This window comes from Bradyrhizobium agreste (assembly GCF_016031625.1).
Lineage (GTDB): Bacteria > Pseudomonadota > Alphaproteobacteria > Rhizobiales > Xanthobacteraceae > Bradyrhizobium > Bradyrhizobium agreste.
On sequence record NZ_JACCHP010000006.1, the window covers coordinates 210,620 to 226,752 of the forward strand.

The following is a 16,133-nucleotide window of genomic DNA, read 5'->3' on the forward strand; positions in this document are numbered from 1 at the left end:
TTGTCCGGGACACGAGAGTCCGCCCTACGGCACGAACCCCTCGAAGATCATCTGGTCCGCATAACGCGCGACCCGGCTCCGCTGCTCAGGCGTGCGGACCGTCCAGCCCAGCAGGGCGCAGCCGAAGACATTGCGGGCGATCCAGGGGGCGGGGGCCGGGAGGTGGTCGACCTTGAAGGCGACGAAATGCGGTTGGGTCCGGAAGCCGTGGCGGAGGTACAACATGCTGTCGCGCTGCTCTTGGGTGAGCTTGGCCCAGTACTCGTCCTCATAGCTGCGCTGCGCGACGATGCCGCGGGGACGGTTGGGCAACAACTCGCGCAACGCCAGCACCTGGTCGGGATCGAACGACATGCCGACGGCGGGGCCGTCATACGAGGCCAGCACCTCGGCCATCCGCTTCACCAGCTTGCGATCGCCGCCGAAATGGCTCTTCACCTCGATCACCAGGGGTACACGTCCGGCGACCATGGCGCAGAGGTCGGCGAGCGACATCATCCGCTCATCGGTGTCCTTGAACCTGACGGCCTTCAGTTCGGCCGCGGTCTTTGCAATCACCTCGCCGGTGGCCTCGGTGAGTCGGCCCAGGGCATGGTCGTGATGGACCATGGCCTCGCCGTCGGCCGAGAGCTGGACATCCACCTCGATGGCGAAATTGCCCGATATCGCAGCCTGCACCGCGCCCGGCATGTTCTCGACGATGCCGCGCGAAATGTCGTGCAGGCCGCGATGGGCGACCGGCCGGGCTGTCAGCCAATCCGGAGCGCGCATTTGGCGTCAGGCGACCTCGAACACGCCTTCGACCTCGACCGCCGCGTCCGCAGGCAGCGAGGCGACACCGACCGTGGTGCGGGCGTGGCGGCCTTTGTCACCGAAGGCGGCAACCATCAGGTCGGAGGCGCCGTTGAGCACCTTCGGCCCGTCCAGGAAATCCGGGGCCGAGTTGACAAAGCCGCCAAGGCGCACCACGCGCACGACCTTGTCGAGATCACCGAGCGCCGCCTTCACCTGGGCCAGCAGGTTGACGGCGCAGCCGCGCGCGGCTGCGGCGCCGTCCTCGATCGAGACGCCGGCGCCCAGCTTGCCCTTGGCGATCAGCTTGCCGGCGGGGTCGAAGCAGACCTGGCCGGAGACGAACAGGAGGTTGCCCGTGCGCACGAAGGGCACGTAGTTGGCGACGGGGGTAGGGGCCTCGTGCAGCTTGATGCCTTGCTCCGCCAGTTTCTGCTCGACCGTGCCCGCCATGTCCGACCTCATTGTCCAAAAATCCTTCGCGCCGGCGCGTCCCCTGGATGGCCGGGCGCGCCCTGTTTCGCCCATCGTGCCGCCACATGCAAGCAACCGGAGGGGCGCATTTTGTTGAGGCAGGCCAGCAGGTTCAACGTGGAGGGGCAACTTTACGTGAAACGGCCTCAGTTGCGGCGTAATGGAACGGTCATTAAAATGTCGAATCTGCGCTTCCTCAGGGAACAGACATGGTGCACCTTTTCCGGACTTCGCTCGGTATGATGGCGCTCGCCGCGGCCAGTGTCGGCCTCAGTGGCGGGGCTCAGGCCGCCAACGGTCCGTTTCTCGCGCATCAGGCGCTCTATGACCTCAGCCTGGTTAAATCGCGCACCAATTCGGTCAACAGCGCGCGCGGCCGCATCCTCTACAATTTCACGGGGAACGCCTGCGAGGGCTATACCTCGGAATTCCGCCAGGTCTCCGAGCTCGACAGTGGCGAGGGCAAGGTCACGCTCAGCGATCTCCGCTCCAATTCCTGGGAGGACGCCGCCGGCAAGAGCTACCGCTTCAGGATCGAGACGCGCATGAACGAGGCGGATGCCGGCCGCGTCGACGGCTCGGCCGAGCGCGACGGCGACCACATCACCGTCAAGCTGAAGCTGCCGGCGCCGAAAACGTTCACGCTCGACGGCAAGATCGTGTTCCCGACCGAGCAGATCCAGCGCATCATCGCCGCCGCCAAGGACGGCAAGTCGCTGCTCGAGCTGTCCGTCTATGACGGCTCCGACGACGGCCAGAAGGTCTACAACACGCTGACTGTGATCGGCCAGCCGATCCCTGCCGACCGTGCCACCGCGTCTGATCCGTCGACCGCGGACGAGCACATGAAGTCGCTGAAGCGCTGGCCGGTCACCGTGAGCTATTTCGACCGGGACGCTCAGCAGAAAGAGGGCGAGCAGACCCCGGTCTATGCGATGGCGTTCGAGCTCTACGAGAATGGCGTCTCGCGCCAGCTCGTGCTCGACTACAACGATTTTGTCATTTCCGGCGCCATGGGCAAGTTCGACGTCAAGGACAGCAAGCCCTGTAATTGAGGGCACTCGGCCACGTCGTACGCCACTCTTTCACCGTCACCCTGAGGTGGCCGCTTCTTCAGCGGCCCTCGAAGGGCGACGGCCCGGCTGCAGCAGCGGGGCCGTGCATCCTTCGAGGCTCACGATGGGGCGCTTTGCGCGCCCCATCACTCGCACCTCCAGCGACGACGGCTTTGCCGTCGCGCGGGGATGACGGAGCAAGACTGGTGCGCGTGGCATCTAGCTCTCGTCACACTCTCCAGCTACGCTCCGTCCCAACCACAAACTCGGGGAGCCAGCCCATGCCCAAGCTCGACCATCTCCGCCCCAGCGGTCTGCATCACAACCCCGCCTATTCCCACGTCGTCACCGCGACGGGCGCGCGCACGATCTACATCTCCGGCCAGGTCTCGACCGACGAGGAGGGGCGGATCGTTGGCGAGGGCGATATTGCCGCGCAGACGACGCAGGTGATGCAGAATCTCGGCCTCGCGCTGAAGGCGGCGGGGGCGAGCTATTCCAACATCGTCAAGATCACGACCTTCGTGGTGAACTACAAGCCGGAGCTGCGGCCCATCATCGGCAAGGCCCGCTCCGCCTTCTTCGAAGGCATGGAGCCGCCCGCCTCGACGCTCGTCGGCGTCTCCGCGCTCGCCGCGCCGGAATGGCTGATCGAGATCGAGGCGGTCGCGGTCGCGGATTGAGCGGGCTAAGAGTGCTTCGCTCTGGACATCTCCCGTAGAACAGCCATCGCTTCATCGGCCTGGTCGACAGGCACGAAGAGGTGGTCGTGATGAAAGGCCGACACGGCGTTCACACTGATGCCTGCCTCGGCGAGGCGCGCCGTGATGGCTGCCAGAAAGCCCACTGCATCCAGCGCGGAGTGAACCGTCAGCGTGATCAGGCGCGCCGGAAAATCGTGGCGTAGTCCGGCACGCTCGGCCTCCTCTTGTCTTATGATGAGGGTTGTTCCTTCGAGTTCGCGGAATGTCAGCGTCGGGCTGATCGTGGCTGGAATGCTCACGCCTGGCGCAAGCGTGCAGAACACGAAGGTGCCGTTCACCAGCTCCGGCTTCATGACTTTCAGCAGCACGTTGAGATCGCGTTCGCCGGTCACGGTGCGAGCCTCCGGACGAGGAGGGGCGTCTGCGTCGTTGCGAAGCTATCGGCGCCAGCGGCCATGTCCAACATACCTTTGTATATCTCCTCTAATCCTTCTCATGCGCTGGGCTTACGCTGGTACAATTGAGCGACGGCGGGAGATTCTTACAATTTGAGTCCACGCGGGTCACTGCGAGGAAGCTCAAATGAACGTCGTCATTCGAAAGCTCAACGGCTTGTGGCACCTCATCATCGGGTCCTGTCAGATCCGAACTCCGTTCCTGGAGACTCAGGATCGGGAGTTGGTCGTTCAGTATGCCAGGCGCGCCTATCCGGGGGCACGGATCTTCGAACGCGACTGAGTCGACCAGGACCAGATCACTCCTGCGCCTTCTCGGGCCCCTCATAGGCGATGCCGCGGATCACCGCGGCGCTGCCGAACTTCTTGCGCAGGCTGTCCACCGCGCGTTCGGCGTGGGCGGCGCGGCGGTCGAGCATGTCGGTGTCGTCGATCGCGGAGCCCTCGCGCAGCGCGCTGACGCCGGCGCCCATCAGGCGAAAGGCGGTGCCGTCCATTTCCTTGGCCAGCATCTCGCGGCAGATCGAGAAGATCTTTGCGGCGAGCTGGGTCGGGGCGGCGATCGACTGCGAGCGCGTGCGCTGGCGGAAATCTGCGGTTTTCAGCTTCAGCGTCACGGTGGAGCCGGCGAGCGCGCTGCTCTTCAGCCGCGACGACGTCTTCTCGCAGAGCCGCCACAGGATTTTTTCCAGTGTCGCGAAATCGCGGATGTCGGTCTCGAAGGTGGTCTCGCTGGAAATGGTCTTGGCGCCGCGGTCGGGCTCGACGCGGCGCTCGTCGATGCCGCGCGCGAGCCGCCACAACCGGCGGCCGTCGCTCGGAAACTGCCGCATCAGCTCGATCTCGTCGGCCTTCTGCAGATCGGCGATGATGCGGAAGCCGCGCTGGATCAGGCGCTCCTGTGTTGCGGGGCCGACGCCGAAGATGAAGCCGACCGGTTTTTCCGCCAGCATCAATCGGGCTTCCTCCTGGTCGAGCGCGGCAAAGCCGCGCGGCTTGTCGAGGTCGGAGGCGATCTTGGCCAGGAACTTGTTGCAGGACAAGCCGACCGAGACGGTGATGCCGATGTCGCGCTCGACGTCGCGGGCGAAGCGCGCCAGCACCTTGGCGGGGACCATGCCGTGCACCCGCTCGGTGCCGGAGAGATCGAGAAACGCCTCGTCGATCGAGAGCGGCTCGACCAGCGGCGTCAGCGCCTGCATCGCCTGACGGACCTCGCGGCCGACCCGGACGTACTTTGCCATGTCCGGGCGGATCACGGTCGCATGCGGACAGGCTTCCAAAGCCTTGAACATCGGCATCGCCGAGCGCACGCCATAGGTGCGCGCGATGTAGCAGGCGGCCGACACCACGCCGCGCTTGCCCCCGCCGATGATGACGGGCTTGTCGGCGATAGCAGGATTGTCGCGCTTCTCGACCGTCGCGTAGAAGGCGTCGCAGTCGATATGGGCGATGGTGAGGCCCGCGAGCGAGCGGTGGCGGACGAGGCGGGGGGAACCGCAGGCCGAGCAGCGCCGCACGCCCAAGTTCTGTACCCCCATGTCGAGGTCGGCCAGACAATCCCGGCAGAAGCAGCGGGGCCCGGCCGGCTCTGGAACGCTCACGGCACGTCGCGCTCCCAGGAGGGGTCGCCGAGCGCATCGCCGAGGACCTGCCGCGCCGCGGCAACGTTGGTCGGGTGCAGTTCGGCGGCCTTGGCAAAGGCTTTCACCGTGGCGTCGTCCCGCATCACGAAATCGAGCACGCTGAGGAGGAAATTCGGGTCCGCGCCGGCGTTGCGCAGGGTCTCCGGGCCGACCCCCGTCTCGGCCAGGAACAGGCCCAGCCGCTCAGGCTCGCCCGCAACGAAGGACAAGGCCTGAATCGCAACGATTTCAGCGACTTCGCGGGGGTTGTGAACAGGCTTTTTCACGGGGACGGTTTGCCTTTCCGTTAACTTTCGGGCTCTAATTTGGAATCATCATGCCCGAGTCTCGTGCTCGAGTCTTGCGGCCCCGGACAAGCAACTGGAAACCACATCGCAGAAAGTGGCCCCTCGGGTTTAACGAAACTCAAGCGAATCTGAGGCTAGTTTGAATCCAGTTTTCGAAACGCCGGAAAGCGGCGTCTGAGGCGTCTCACATGTACCGGTCCTTCGGACCAATCAGGAGGGCGGGATGGCTAAGACCGTCCTGATCGTGGAAGACAACGAGCTCAACATGAAGCTCTTCCGCGACCTGTTGGAGGCGCACGGGTACCAGACCTCCGGCACCAGCAACGGCTACGAGGCGCTCGACCTCGTGCGCAAGATGCGGCCCGACCTCGTGCTGATGGACATCCAGCTGCCGCAGGTCTCCGGCCTCGAGGTGACGCGCTGGATCAAGGACGATCCGGAGCTGCGTGCCATTCCCGTCGTCGCGGTCACGGCGTTCGCGATGAAGGGCGACGAAGAGCGCATCCGCGAGGGCGGCTGCGAAGCTTATTTGTCCAAGCCGATCTCGGTCGGCAAATTCATTGAGACGGTCCGGCGTTTTATCGGATAGGAAGTGAGTTCACAGTGTCCGCGCGTATCCTGGTCGTCGACGACGTCCCCGCCAACGTCAAGCTGTTAGAGGCCCGCCTCTCCGCCGAATATTTCGACGTGATGACCGCCGCGAACGGCGCCGAGGCGCTCGCGATCTCGAGGCGTGCCGAATGCGACATCATCCTGCTCGACGTGATGATGCCCGACATGGACGGCTTCGAGGTCTGCCGCCGCCTCAAGACCGATCCGGCCACGCATCACATTCCTGTCGTGATGGTCACCGCGCTCGACAGCCCCGCCGACCGCAACCGCGGGCTCGAGGCCGGTGCCGACGACTTCCTGACCAAACCCGTCTCCGACGTCGTGCTGATCGCGCGCGTGCGTTCGCTGACGCGGCTGAAGATGATGACGGATGAATTGCGCATGCGCGCCATCACCTCGCTCGAGATCGGCATGCAGGCGCCCGAGCGCAGCGCCGTCGCCGACACCGGCAAGGGCGGCCGCATCCTCCTGGTCGATGACCGCCAGTCCTCCTACGAGCGGCTGGCGACGATCCTCGCCGCCGAGCACACGGTCGATGTCGAGCCGAACCCGACGGAGGCGCTGTTCCACGCCGCCGAGGGCAATTACGACCTCCTGATCGTCTCGCTCGACCTCAACAATTTCGACGGCCTGCGCCTGTGCAGCCAGGCGCGCTCGCTGGAGCGCACGCGCCACGTGCCGATCCTGGCCATCGCCGACCCCGAGAACTCGACACGGCTGCTGCGGGGCCTCGAGATCGGCGTCAACGACTACCTGCTGCGCCCGATCGACAAGACCGAGCTCTTGGCGCGCGCCCGCACCCAGATCCGCCGCCGCCGCTACACCGATCATTTGCGCGACAACGTGCAGAACTCGATCGAGATGGCGATCACCGACGCGCTCACCGGCCTGCACAATCGCCGCTACATGGAGACCCACCTGGCGACGCTCGCCGAGCAGGCCTCAACCCGGGGCAAGCCGCTGGCGCTGATGATCCTGGACATCGACTACTTCAAGTCGATCAACGACAATTACGGCCACGATGCCGGCGACGACGTGCTGCGCGAGTTCGCGGTGCGCGTGCGCAAGTCGATCCGCGGCATTGACCTGGCGTGCCGCTACGGCGGCGAGGAATTCGTCATCGTGATGCCGGAGACCGATCTCCACGTCGCCGGCATGGTCGCCGAGCGCCTGCGCCGCTCGATCGCGGGCGAGCCCTTCGCGATTCACAAGGGGGCCAAGCGCATCGAGGTCACGATCTCGATCGGCCTCACCACCCTGGAGCGAAAGGGCGAGTCGGTCGCCGACGTCCTCAAGCGCGCCGACACCGCGCTCTACCGCGCCAAGCACGACGGCCGCAATCGCGTCGTGTCGCAGGCGGCGTGAGGGCCGGACACAAAAAGTGCGAAAACAACCCCATGCACAGTAGGCGGCACTAGCCGGATCAATGGGTTATGCAGGCGACAAGATCGCCCGCGCAGGCAGCAACGCCGTTTGACCCGTCGGGCAAAACAGGAGCATATTGGTAAGGTCGCGAAATGGTCCTGACGAGTAGTCAGGTGTCCGCGCTTCCTCCACGAATTCCGCTGTCATTCCCCGCGAAAGCGGGAAATCCAGTACGCCGCAGCTTCCCGGGTCTAGCCTCACTGCCTCTGGAATACTGGATCACCCGCTTTCGCGGGTGATGACACCGTTGGGTGCGGCGACGTCTATTGTGGCGCGCGCTTGCGTCCCTTCACCGGCTTCTCCGCATCCTCGCCCACATCCACCCCCGCATTCCGCAGCAACACCTTCGCCGCTTCCTTGGCCGCCCGTGCCATCGCCGGATCATCGCGCACGAGGTCCTGCGCGATGGAGCCGTCGACCAGCAGCACGAGCTGCGTCGCCAGCGCATCGGCATCGGCAACGCCGAGCTCGGTCAGGCGGTCGCGAAACCAGAGGCGGCGGCTTTCCTTGAAGGCGATGGCGATCTTCTTCACGGTGCGGTCGGCGGGGCCGAGCTCGGCGACCGCGTTGACGAACGGGCAGCCGCGAAAGTCCTTCGCCGCAAAGCGCCGCTCCAACGAATCGAAGGTGGCGAGGATCTGCTCGGCGGGCGGCTTGTCGGACGGGCGTGCGCTGACGAAGCGGCGCTCGAGATAGGCCGCGATCAGCGCGTCCTTGGACGGGAAGTGATTGTACAGCGTGCGCTTAGAGATGCCGATTTCGGCCGCGATGGTGTCGACGCCAATGGCGCGAATACCTTGCAGGTAGAACAGCTTGTCGGCGGTCTGAAGGATCCGCTCTTTCATCGTCTGTGGGGCAGGCGGGGGAGCCATGCAGCGGAATGCGTCCTGTTCGCTTGACAGCCGCTTCCATCTATAGCCTAAGTAAACAGGTCTGTGTACCCAAAAACATCGGCAAAAGCAGACGACGGCACGCGTGCCGCGCCCAAAAGGGAGAAGAAAAATGCCCCTGCTGCAGGTCCTGCGCCCGACCTTGCCGATCCTGATCGGCGCCTCGATCATGTTGACGTTGAGCATGGGACTGCGGCAGTCGCTCGGCATCTTCATGCAGCCGCTGACGCACGACATCCACATTTCGATCTCGGATTTCACGCTGGCGCTGGCGGTGCAGAACCTCGCCTGGGGCTTCCTGCAGCCGCCCGCCGGCGCGCTCACCGTGCGCTACGGCTTTCGCCCGATCATGATCGCCGGCGCGCTGATGTACATTGCGGGCCTCGCGCTGATGGCAACGGCGAATGGGCTTCTCAGCATCATGATCGGCGCCGGCGTGCTGATCGGGACCTCGCTCGCCTGCACCGCGGCGGCGATCGCGATGTCGGTGGCGGCGCGTGCGGTGCCGGAGACGGTGCGCTCGACCGTGCTCGGCATCGTCTCCGGCGCGGGCTCGCTCGGCGCGCTGCTGTCGGCGCCGATCGGGCAGATGCTCAACGAGGGTTTTGGCTGGCGCATCGGGCTCGCCGGCTTCGTCATCATGTCGGCGCTGATGATTCCCGCAGCGTGGTATGCCGGCCGCGTCGACAAGATTCCGCTGCCGAAGCCGGCCGCCGATGACATCGGTGACGCCTCGGCGGCAATTGCGGCGAGAACCGCGTTCGGCAATGCCTCCTTCGTGGTGATGACCTGCGCCTATCTCGTCTGCGGCATGCAGCTCGTGTTCCTCACCACGCATCTGCCGTCGTACCTCGCGATCTGCGGCCTCGATCCGATGCTGAGCGCACAGACGCTCGGCATGATCGGCGGCTTCAACGTGCTGGGCTCGCTGTTCTTCGGCTGGGCCGGCCAGCGCTGGAACAAGCTGGCGCTGCTCGGCGCAATCTACATCCTGCGCTCGCTCGCGCTCGCCTGGTACTTCATGCTGCCGGCAAGCCCGTTCTCGACGCTGCTGTTCGGCGCGATCATGGGGTTTTTGTGGATGGGCGTCGGCCCGCTGGTCGCGGGCGCGGTCGCCGAGATGTTCGGCCTGCGCTGGCAGGCGATGATCCAGGGCCTCGCTTTCATGAGCCACCAGGTCGGCAGCTTCCTCGGCGCCTATGGAGGCGGGCTGCTCTACGACGCGCTCGGCTCCTACACCATGGCCTGGCGCATCGGCGTCGCGCTCGGCCTCGCCGGCGGCATCGTGCAGGTCGCGTTCGCGCTCGTCAGGCCATCGCAGCCGCCGGCGCCGGTGTTGCGGACAGCGTAGGGCGGGGCGTGCGGTCGCTTTCTTTGGCTTTGCACCCAAGAGCTGCCGCTCTCACAAATTCGCATTTGCCCCAAAGCGCTCGATTGCTGACGTGCGAGAGAACCTTTCGTCGACTCGGCAGGCGGTAGTTGGTGGCCTTCCAATTTCGCGTTTGGGTCGTGTCAGGCTGTGGTCAGCTTTCTCAGATTGAAAATGGGCTTGAGTTGCAGAGTGTTAGCCAGTTCATAATCCTAATTGCGCCGGCCAGGTTAAGCTTTTCGAGACAACCGCTCGGGAGGCAACGATGACACCCGGCTGGCTCATTTCCCTGCGACTATCGCCTGTGTCTACTTCCTGGCCATTGTGAGTTTGATCATGCTTGGCGCTTGGTAGGCGGCTGACGAAGAGAATAAGAGCGCGCTCTGAAGATTCGCCCATAGACCGACGCGAACTCATGTCGGTCGGAATTCGATCGGGTGCGGCCATGGATTGCGCGAATTGCGGCAGAGTCAACCCAGAGGGAACGAAGGTCTGCGGCGATTGCGGCGCGCCGCTGTTCTTTCGCTGCGCTGCATGCGGGGGCGACAATCCCACAGGCAAGAACTTCTGTGGCGACTGCGGTGCCGCGCTCACGCCGACAGTGCCGCCGCAGGTGAAAGCTGAGGCCGGCGCATCGACGTCCATCGTAGCACCGGTCACGAAACGCGCTGGCTTGTTAGCCGCACCAAGCTCTTCCGCCGAGCGTCGTCAGCTCACAGTGATGTTCTGCGACCTCGTCGGCTCGACAGCACTTGCGACAAAGCTCGATCCGGAAGATCTACGGGACATAATTGCTGAGTACCGCGACAGCGTAGCGGCGGTCGTCCGCAAGTACGGTGGCACCGTCAGCCGTTACATCGGCGATGGCATGCTCATCCTATTCGGCCATCCTTCAGCGCATGAGGACGATGCCGAACGCGCAGTGCGCGCTGCGCTTGAGATCGCCGCGACCAGGCACGCGCCGGGAGCCCCACCCGAGTTCGAGCTGCGGGTTCGTCTTGGGCTCGCGACTGGCCTCGTCGTCGTAGGTGATCTTATCGGCAGCGAAGCTGCGGAGGCGCAGGCAGTCCTTGGCGAGACCCCGAACCTTGCCGCTCGACTCCAAGCGCTCGCCGAACCGGATGGGGTAGTCATTGCCGAGGACACGCGGCGGCTCATCGGCGGGCTCTTTGACTACGAAAATCTCGGCGCGGTGACGCTGAAGGGCTTCGCCGCACCGGTGCAAGCCTGGCGGGTGCTTCATGAGGGAACAGCGGAAAGCCGCTTCGAGGCGTTGCACCCTTCGGTCCTCGCCCCGCTGGTTGGGCGTGAGGAAGAACTCGCGCGGTTGGAGCGGAGCTGGGGCCATGCGCGGGCGGGTACCGGTCAAGTCATGCTGCTCGTCGGCGAGGCGGGCATCGGCAAGTCACGCCTCGTTGCAGCTCTTCAGGAGCGTATCGAGCGGGAGCCGCACACCTGCTTGCGCTACTTCTGTTCGCCTCATCATCAGGAAAGCGCGCTTTACCCTTTTACCGCACAACTCCAGCGAGCGGCTGGCTTCGATCGTGAGGACACACCGAGGGCGAAGCTCGACAAACTTCGAGCGCTCCTATCCCCTGCATTGCCGTCCGACGAAGACGTGGCGATCCTGGCCGAGTTGCTGTCGATCCCGAACGATGATCTGTGCTTGCCGGTTACGAGTACGCCGCAACAAAAGAAGGAGAGAAGCTTCACGGCTCTCGTTCGCCAGCTTGAAGCTCTCGCGCAAAGACGTCCAATCATGGTCGTGTTCGAGGACATGCAATGGATCGATCCAAGCTCGCGCGAGCTGCTGGACCGGACCGTGGATCGCGTAGCAAGCCTACCGGTTTTGGTCCTGATCACCTACCGTCCCGAATTCCAGTTGGTATGGACCGGAAGGCCGCACGTCAGCTTGCTCGTGCTGAACCGGCTTGACCAGAAAGCGGGCGCTGCGCTGATCCGGAGCGTGGCAGGCGGCCGGGCGCTGCCGACCGAAATCGTCAATGAAATTGCTGAACGAACGGATGGCGTGCCGCTGTTCGTTGAGGAGTTGACCAAAGCGGTGCTCGAAACGAGCCCAGAGGGTATCGCGCGAGCCATCTCCTTCGCGCCGCTGCCCGGACTTGCTGTGCCGGCCACGCTGCATGCTTCGTTGATGGCTCGGCTCGACCGAATCGGCCCGATAGCTAAGGAAGTGGCGCAAGTCGGCGCGGCCATTGGCCGCGAGTTCTCCTACGATCTGCTCGCCGCGATCGTACAGCGGTGCGACAACGAGCTGCAGGCGGCGCTCGATCGGCTGATCAAGGCCGAGCTCTTGTTTGGACATGGCGAACCGCCCGATGCCAATTTTTTGTTCAAACACGCACTGGTCCAGGATGCGGCATACGGCACAATGTTGCGCAGCCAACGCCGCGAGCTGCACGCGCGGATCGCCGGCGCGCTCGAGGAGAGGCTCGCTAAGGGCATCCAAGAGCAACCGGAGATCCTCGCCCACCATTGCGGGCATGCGGGTCTGATCGAAAAGGCAGTTTCCTATTGGCAGGAGGCTGGTGAGCGTTCGAAGGCTCGATCGGCGATGACAGAAGCAATCGCGCAGATGCGAAAGGCACTCGATCTGCTATCCCATCTGGCGGATACTCCCGGGCGCCAGCGCACGGAAACTGACCTTCAACTCGCGCTCGGCGGAGCACTGATCGCCGCAAAGGGCCATGCGGCCGAAGAGACGGGCAGGGCCTACGCCCGGGCGCGTTGCCTCTGCGAGGCATTGAACGATACGCCGAACCTGCTCAAGGCGCTCTGGGGCGAGTTCGTGCATTATCACGTGCGTGGTGAAACGGAACGATCGCATCGCATCGCCGAGGACCTGCTCGATTTGGCTGGACGACAAAACGACCCGGCCATTCTTGTCGCCGGGCATCGGGCTGTCGGCGATAGCTGGCTTCATCGCGGACAATTGGCTTTGGCGCGCGCCCATCTTGAGCGGGGCCTTGCCCTCTACGATCCGGCGCAGCAGCGCTCTCTGACGGCTCTGTTCGCAGAAAACGCCCGCGTAGCGATGCTTTCGTTCCTGTCGCTGACATGTGGCCTGCTTGGGTTCGCCGATCAAGCGCGCGTGCAGAGCAGTGACGCCCTGGCAGAGGCGCGCGATGCGTCCCACCCGATCAGTCTCGCATTCGCGCTGAGCGTTGCCTGCCGGTTGCATTTCGTGCTCGATGATGCGGGTATGGTTGGGCGAAGGGCGGAGGAGCTCGTTGCGCTTACCACCGAGCAGCGCTTTGCTTTCTTTCTCGCGATGGGGACGGCATATCGCGGCTGGACGCTGGCAGAAGCCGGCGACGTCGAATCCGGGGTGGACTTGCTGCGGCGCGGTATCGAGGGATTCCAGGCGTCCGGCGCAGCATGGACTCTTCCGTTCTACCTCGCGCAGCTCGCGGCAGCCGAGGTAAAGGCGGCACGATTCGAAACCGGGCTTGGCCAACTATCCGATGCCTTGGCACTGACCCATAAATTGGGGGTGCGATGGTTCCAGGCCGAACTGCATCGGCGACGAGGAGAGTTGATGCTAAGGGCTCGGCCAGGCGCCGAGGCCGAAGCGGAGACCGAGTTTCGCCACGCCATTGCGATTGCTCACCAGCAGGAGGCGAAACTCTGGGAACTTCGCTCCGCCGTCAGTCTCGCCCGGCTCTGGCGTGATCAGGACAGGGGTGATGAAGCACGCGGTCTTCTCGCGCCGGTCTACGGTTGGTTCAACGAGGGCTTCGACCTTCGCGACTTGAAGGAGAGCAAGGCGCTGCTGGAAGAACTCCGAGTGTAACACGTGGAACTTATCGTAAGCGCGCTCCATTGAAGCGCCATAGCGTTCTCGGGTTTGGCGACTCCGCTGTGCCGCCGTAGCGCCTTCTCTGTGGGCGGAGGACGCATGTCCGCGCTGCTGGTCGCGCTTCGGGTTGTTATCTTCGCATGACCTCTCCCGGCACGGCTTCGCACTTTGTGCTGTACCTTTCCTGGCCGGATCAGGTACTCGACCGCAACCACTGCGAAAAGACTCGAATGGTCCGTGCGCGCGGATGGCTTGGCCTGCTGACCACATAGAAGCTATAGCCGGGTAGGGGCAGCGAGAATGCCTTGACGAGCGTGCCGGCGGCGAGGTCGTGTGCCACGAGCACATCACTGAAAATCCCGAGGCCCTGCCCACTGATCACCGCCTCGATGGCGTGCAGTTCTTCCCGGAAACTCAAGTGCTGCAGGTCCTTGTATTGGGGCACCTCGCGCCACCTGCGCTGGGCCGCACCGAGCCATCTCTGCCAGGTCGGTGGCTCACGATCGGCCGGCGACCAATAGGAGTGGATCAGAACATGCTTTGCGAGGTCGACTGGTCTCTTCAGGCATCCCGTTAAAAGCAAATCTGGACTGCAGACCGGCCAGAACGTATCGCTGAAGAGTTCATCGACGATCCCGTCTGTCGGCGGTACGCGGCTGGTCGCATAACGGATGGCAACGTCACTGTCTCCGGCCTGCAGATCGAGCACCGTGTCAGTGCCAATCACTTCCAATGGCACGTCAGGATGCAACTTCCGCCACAGGGGCAGGCGGGGCACGAGCCAGCGGCTGGCGAAGGCGTTGGTCGTCGTAACCCGGAGCGGCTGCTCGTCACCTTCCTGCTTGAGGGACGCAATGGCAGCGGCAAACGCCTCGAGCCCGCCGCGAATGGCAGGAAACAGCTGCGCGCCGGCATCGGTCAAGGAAAGAGGGCGTGGTCTGCGCCGGAACAGGGCGCGGCCGCAATACTGCTCGAGCAATCCGATCTGGTGGCTGATCGCGGTCGGCGTGACGCCGAGTTCTGCCGCGGCTTTCTTGAAGCTCAGATGACGCGCGGCAGCCTCAAAAGCGCGGAGCTCGATCAGGGGCGGCAGCTTGTGCATGCGGCCAGTCTAGGTGAAATCAGTTCATCGTCACCTGAATTCTTCGGATTTGCTCTGCGACAGCCCGCGATCGAGGATGTGGCGGGCCAAGCTAGGGAGCTCGTGTCATGTCCATCGCATCTGTTGCCAGCGCTGCCGCCGAACTTAGTGCCTCCTTCGGAGGAGAACTGCTCAAGCCAGCGGACGAGGGCTACGACGAGGCGCGCAAGGTTCACAACGGGCTGGTCGACAAACGGCCAGCATTGATTGCCAAGTGCTGCAGTGCGGCCGATGTCGTGGACGCCGTGAGACTTGCGATCAAGCTCGGCCTCGAGGTTGCGGTTCGCGGCGGCGGCCACAATGTGGCCGGGCGCGCAACCATCGACGGCGGGATCATGATCGACCTCTCACCCATGAAGGGGATCCGGGTCGACGCTATCGGCAAGACCGTATGGGCGCAGGGCGGCGTCACCTGGGGCGAGCTCAATCGAGCAACGCAGCTTCACGGACTTGCGGTGACCGGCGGCGTGGTCTCGACCACCGGCATCGCGGGCCTGACGCTCGGCGGAGGACTCGGCTGGCTGATGGGCAAGTACGGCCTCGCACTGGATAATTTGCGGGCTGTCGAACTCGTCACGGCCGACGGCAAGATTGTGCGGGCCAGCAAGCAAGAGCAGCCTGATCTGTTTTGGGCCGTGCGCGGCGGCGGCGGAAACTTCGGGATTGCCATCAGCCTCGAATACGACCTGCATAAGGTAGGACCAATCATCACCGGCGGCCCGATCGTTCACCCTATCGAGTGTTCCCGCGACGTGCTGGAATTTTTCCGGACCAGCACGCGGTCGCTCACGGACGAGCACATGCTGTTCGCTTCCCTGACCCATGCGCCCGACGGGTCCGGCAGGGAGGTCGCGGCCCTGGTCACCAGCCACTGCGGTGAAGTCACCGAGGCCGAACGAGCGATGCAGCCGCTGAAGCAGTTCGGCACTCCAATTATGGATGCAGTCGGACCGATGACCTATTGCGAGCTCAACCGCATGCTCGACGCCAACTATCCGAAAGGCGCCTTCAACTATTGGAAGTCGAACTTCCTCATGGAGCTGAGCGATGGTGCGATTGCGACGATGATCGAATGTTTCGCCCGCTGCCCGACTCCGATGGGGCAGCTGCTGCTCGAGCACATCCACGGTGCCGCGGCCCGCGTGGGTGCCGGGGATACGGCATTTGTGCATCGGCACGAGGGCTACAATTTCCTGATCCTCGCGCAATGGACGCAGGCCAGCGATACCGGCCGCAGCATCTCGTGGGCCCGCGCAACCTATGAAAGGATGCGGCCCTTCTTTGCTTCCGGACGCTATGTCAATTATCTCGATGATGACGAGACAGGCGATCCCGTTGCCGCTGCCTATGGGCGGAACTACCGGCGCCTGCAGCAGATCAAGGCGAAATACGACCCCACGAATTTCTTCCGGATGAACCAGAACATCCGGCCGCTCGCCTGATTGCCGGCTGCCGATTTCTGG

At 64.1% G+C, this 16,133-nt stretch carries 15 protein-coding genes; 8 read left to right on the plus strand and 7 right to left on the minus strand.

The features are described 5' to 3' along the window. Positions 1–24 precede the first annotated feature (24 nt). Both HZZ13_RS11250 and HZZ13_RS11255 read right to left on the minus strand, forming a co-directional pair. A complete protein-coding gene (locus HZZ13_RS11250; RefSeq protein ID WP_197959669.1) occupies positions 25–771 on the minus strand; it encodes a glycerophosphodiester phosphodiesterase in 747 nt (248 codons plus the stop codon). A 6-nt stretch (positions 772–777) separates the two neighbouring features. After that, positions 778–1,245: a RidA family protein gene (locus HZZ13_RS11255; RefSeq protein WP_197959731.1), complete on the minus strand. Its 468-nt coding sequence runs from the start codon at positions 1,243–1,245 to the stop codon at positions 778–780. A gap of 230 nt (positions 1,246–1,475) precedes the next feature. Here HZZ13_RS11255 and HZZ13_RS11260 point away from each other — a divergent pair, with 230 nt between their 5' ends. Together HZZ13_RS11260 and HZZ13_RS11265 are read left to right on the plus strand one after the other, a co-directional pair. Beyond that, positions 1,476–2,321: a cell envelope integrity EipB family protein gene (locus tag HZZ13_RS11260; protein ID WP_197959670.1), complete on the plus strand. Its 846-nt coding sequence runs from the start codon at positions 1,476–1,478 to the stop codon at positions 2,319–2,321. A 281-nt stretch (positions 2,322–2,602) separates the two neighbouring features. Further along, positions 2,603–3,004, plus strand: coding sequence for a RidA family protein (locus HZZ13_RS11265; RefSeq protein WP_018646938.1), 402 nt, complete (start codon positions 2,603–2,605; stop codon positions 3,002–3,004). Positions 3,005–3,009: 5 nt separating this feature from the next. Here HZZ13_RS11265 and HZZ13_RS11270 read toward each other — a convergent pair whose 3' ends face one another. Beyond that, positions 3,010–3,417, minus strand: a complete 408-nt coding sequence (locus HZZ13_RS11270; RefSeq protein WP_197959671.1) for an ACT domain-containing protein — start codon at positions 3,415–3,417, stop codon at positions 3,010–3,012. A gap of 190 nt (positions 3,418–3,607) precedes the next feature. Here HZZ13_RS11270 and HZZ13_RS11275 point away from each other — a divergent pair, with 190 nt between their 5' ends. Further along, the gene (locus HZZ13_RS11275) at positions 3,608–3,763 is read left to right on the plus strand and encodes a hypothetical protein (RefSeq protein ID WP_197959672.1); all 156 of its coding nucleotides are present in this window, start codon (positions 3,608–3,610) and stop codon (positions 3,761–3,763) included. A gap of 16 nt (positions 3,764–3,779) precedes the next feature. Here the strand turns inward: HZZ13_RS11275 and HZZ13_RS11280 are convergent, their stop codons facing one another. Together HZZ13_RS11280 and HZZ13_RS11285 are read right to left on the minus strand one after the other, a co-directional pair. Then, entirely contained in the window at positions 3,780–5,084 is a 1,305-nt protein-coding gene (locus HZZ13_RS11280) for a DNA polymerase IV (RefSeq protein ID WP_197959673.1), read from the minus strand. Next, positions 5,081–5,392, minus strand: a complete 312-nt coding sequence (locus HZZ13_RS11285) for a DUF3572 domain-containing protein (RefSeq protein WP_197959674.1) — start codon at positions 5,390–5,392, stop codon at positions 5,081–5,083. The genes HZZ13_RS11280 and HZZ13_RS11285 overlap by 4 nt, the downstream gene beginning before the upstream one ends. Before the next feature lie 244 nt (positions 5,393–5,636). Here HZZ13_RS11285 and HZZ13_RS11290 point away from each other — a divergent pair, with 244 nt between their 5' ends. Together HZZ13_RS11290 and HZZ13_RS11295 are read left to right on the plus strand one after the other, a co-directional pair. Beyond that, on the plus strand, positions 5,637–6,002 hold the full coding sequence (locus HZZ13_RS11290) for a response regulator (RefSeq protein ID WP_008566616.1): 366 nt from the start codon (positions 5,637–5,639) through the stop codon (positions 6,000–6,002). 14 nt (positions 6,003–6,016) lie between these two features. After that, entirely contained in the window at positions 6,017–7,390 is a 1,374-nt protein-coding gene (locus HZZ13_RS11295) for a PleD family two-component system response regulator (RefSeq protein ID WP_197959675.1), read from the plus strand. A 323-nt stretch (positions 7,391–7,713) separates the two neighbouring features. Here the strand turns inward: HZZ13_RS11295 and HZZ13_RS11300 are convergent, their stop codons facing one another. Beyond that, positions 7,714–8,322, minus strand: a complete 609-nt coding sequence (locus HZZ13_RS11300) for a TetR/AcrR family transcriptional regulator (RefSeq protein WP_197959676.1) — start codon at positions 8,320–8,322, stop codon at positions 7,714–7,716. A 130-nt stretch (positions 8,323–8,452) separates the two neighbouring features. On the opposite strand from HZZ13_RS11300, the gene HZZ13_RS11305 reads away from it, so the two are divergent. Both HZZ13_RS11305 and HZZ13_RS11310 read left to right on the plus strand, forming a co-directional pair. Further along, on the plus strand, positions 8,453–9,691 hold the full coding sequence (locus tag HZZ13_RS11305) for an MFS transporter (RefSeq protein WP_197959677.1): 1,239 nt from the start codon (positions 8,453–8,455) through the stop codon (positions 9,689–9,691). Positions 9,692–10,124: 433 nt separating this feature from the next. Continuing rightward, positions 10,125–13,523 (plus strand): adenylate/guanylate cyclase domain-containing protein, encoded by a 3,399-nt coding sequence (locus HZZ13_RS11310; protein WP_197959678.1) that lies wholly within the window; start codon positions 10,125–10,127, stop codon positions 13,521–13,523. A gap of 199 nt (positions 13,524–13,722) precedes the next feature. On the opposite strand, the gene HZZ13_RS11315 is transcribed toward HZZ13_RS11310, so the two are convergent. Further along, the gene (locus HZZ13_RS11315) at positions 13,723–14,631 is read right to left on the minus strand and encodes a LysR substrate-binding domain-containing protein (protein WP_197959679.1); all 909 of its coding nucleotides are present in this window, start codon (positions 14,629–14,631) and stop codon (positions 13,723–13,725) included. Positions 14,632–14,738: 107 nt separating this feature from the next. On the opposite strand from HZZ13_RS11315, the gene HZZ13_RS11320 reads away from it, so the two are divergent. Next, complete coding sequence (locus HZZ13_RS11320; protein ID WP_197959680.1) at positions 14,739–16,112, plus strand: FAD-binding oxidoreductase; 1,374 nt, start codon at positions 14,739–14,741, stop codon at positions 16,110–16,112. The last annotated feature ends 21 nt before the right edge of the window (positions 16,113–16,133 follow it).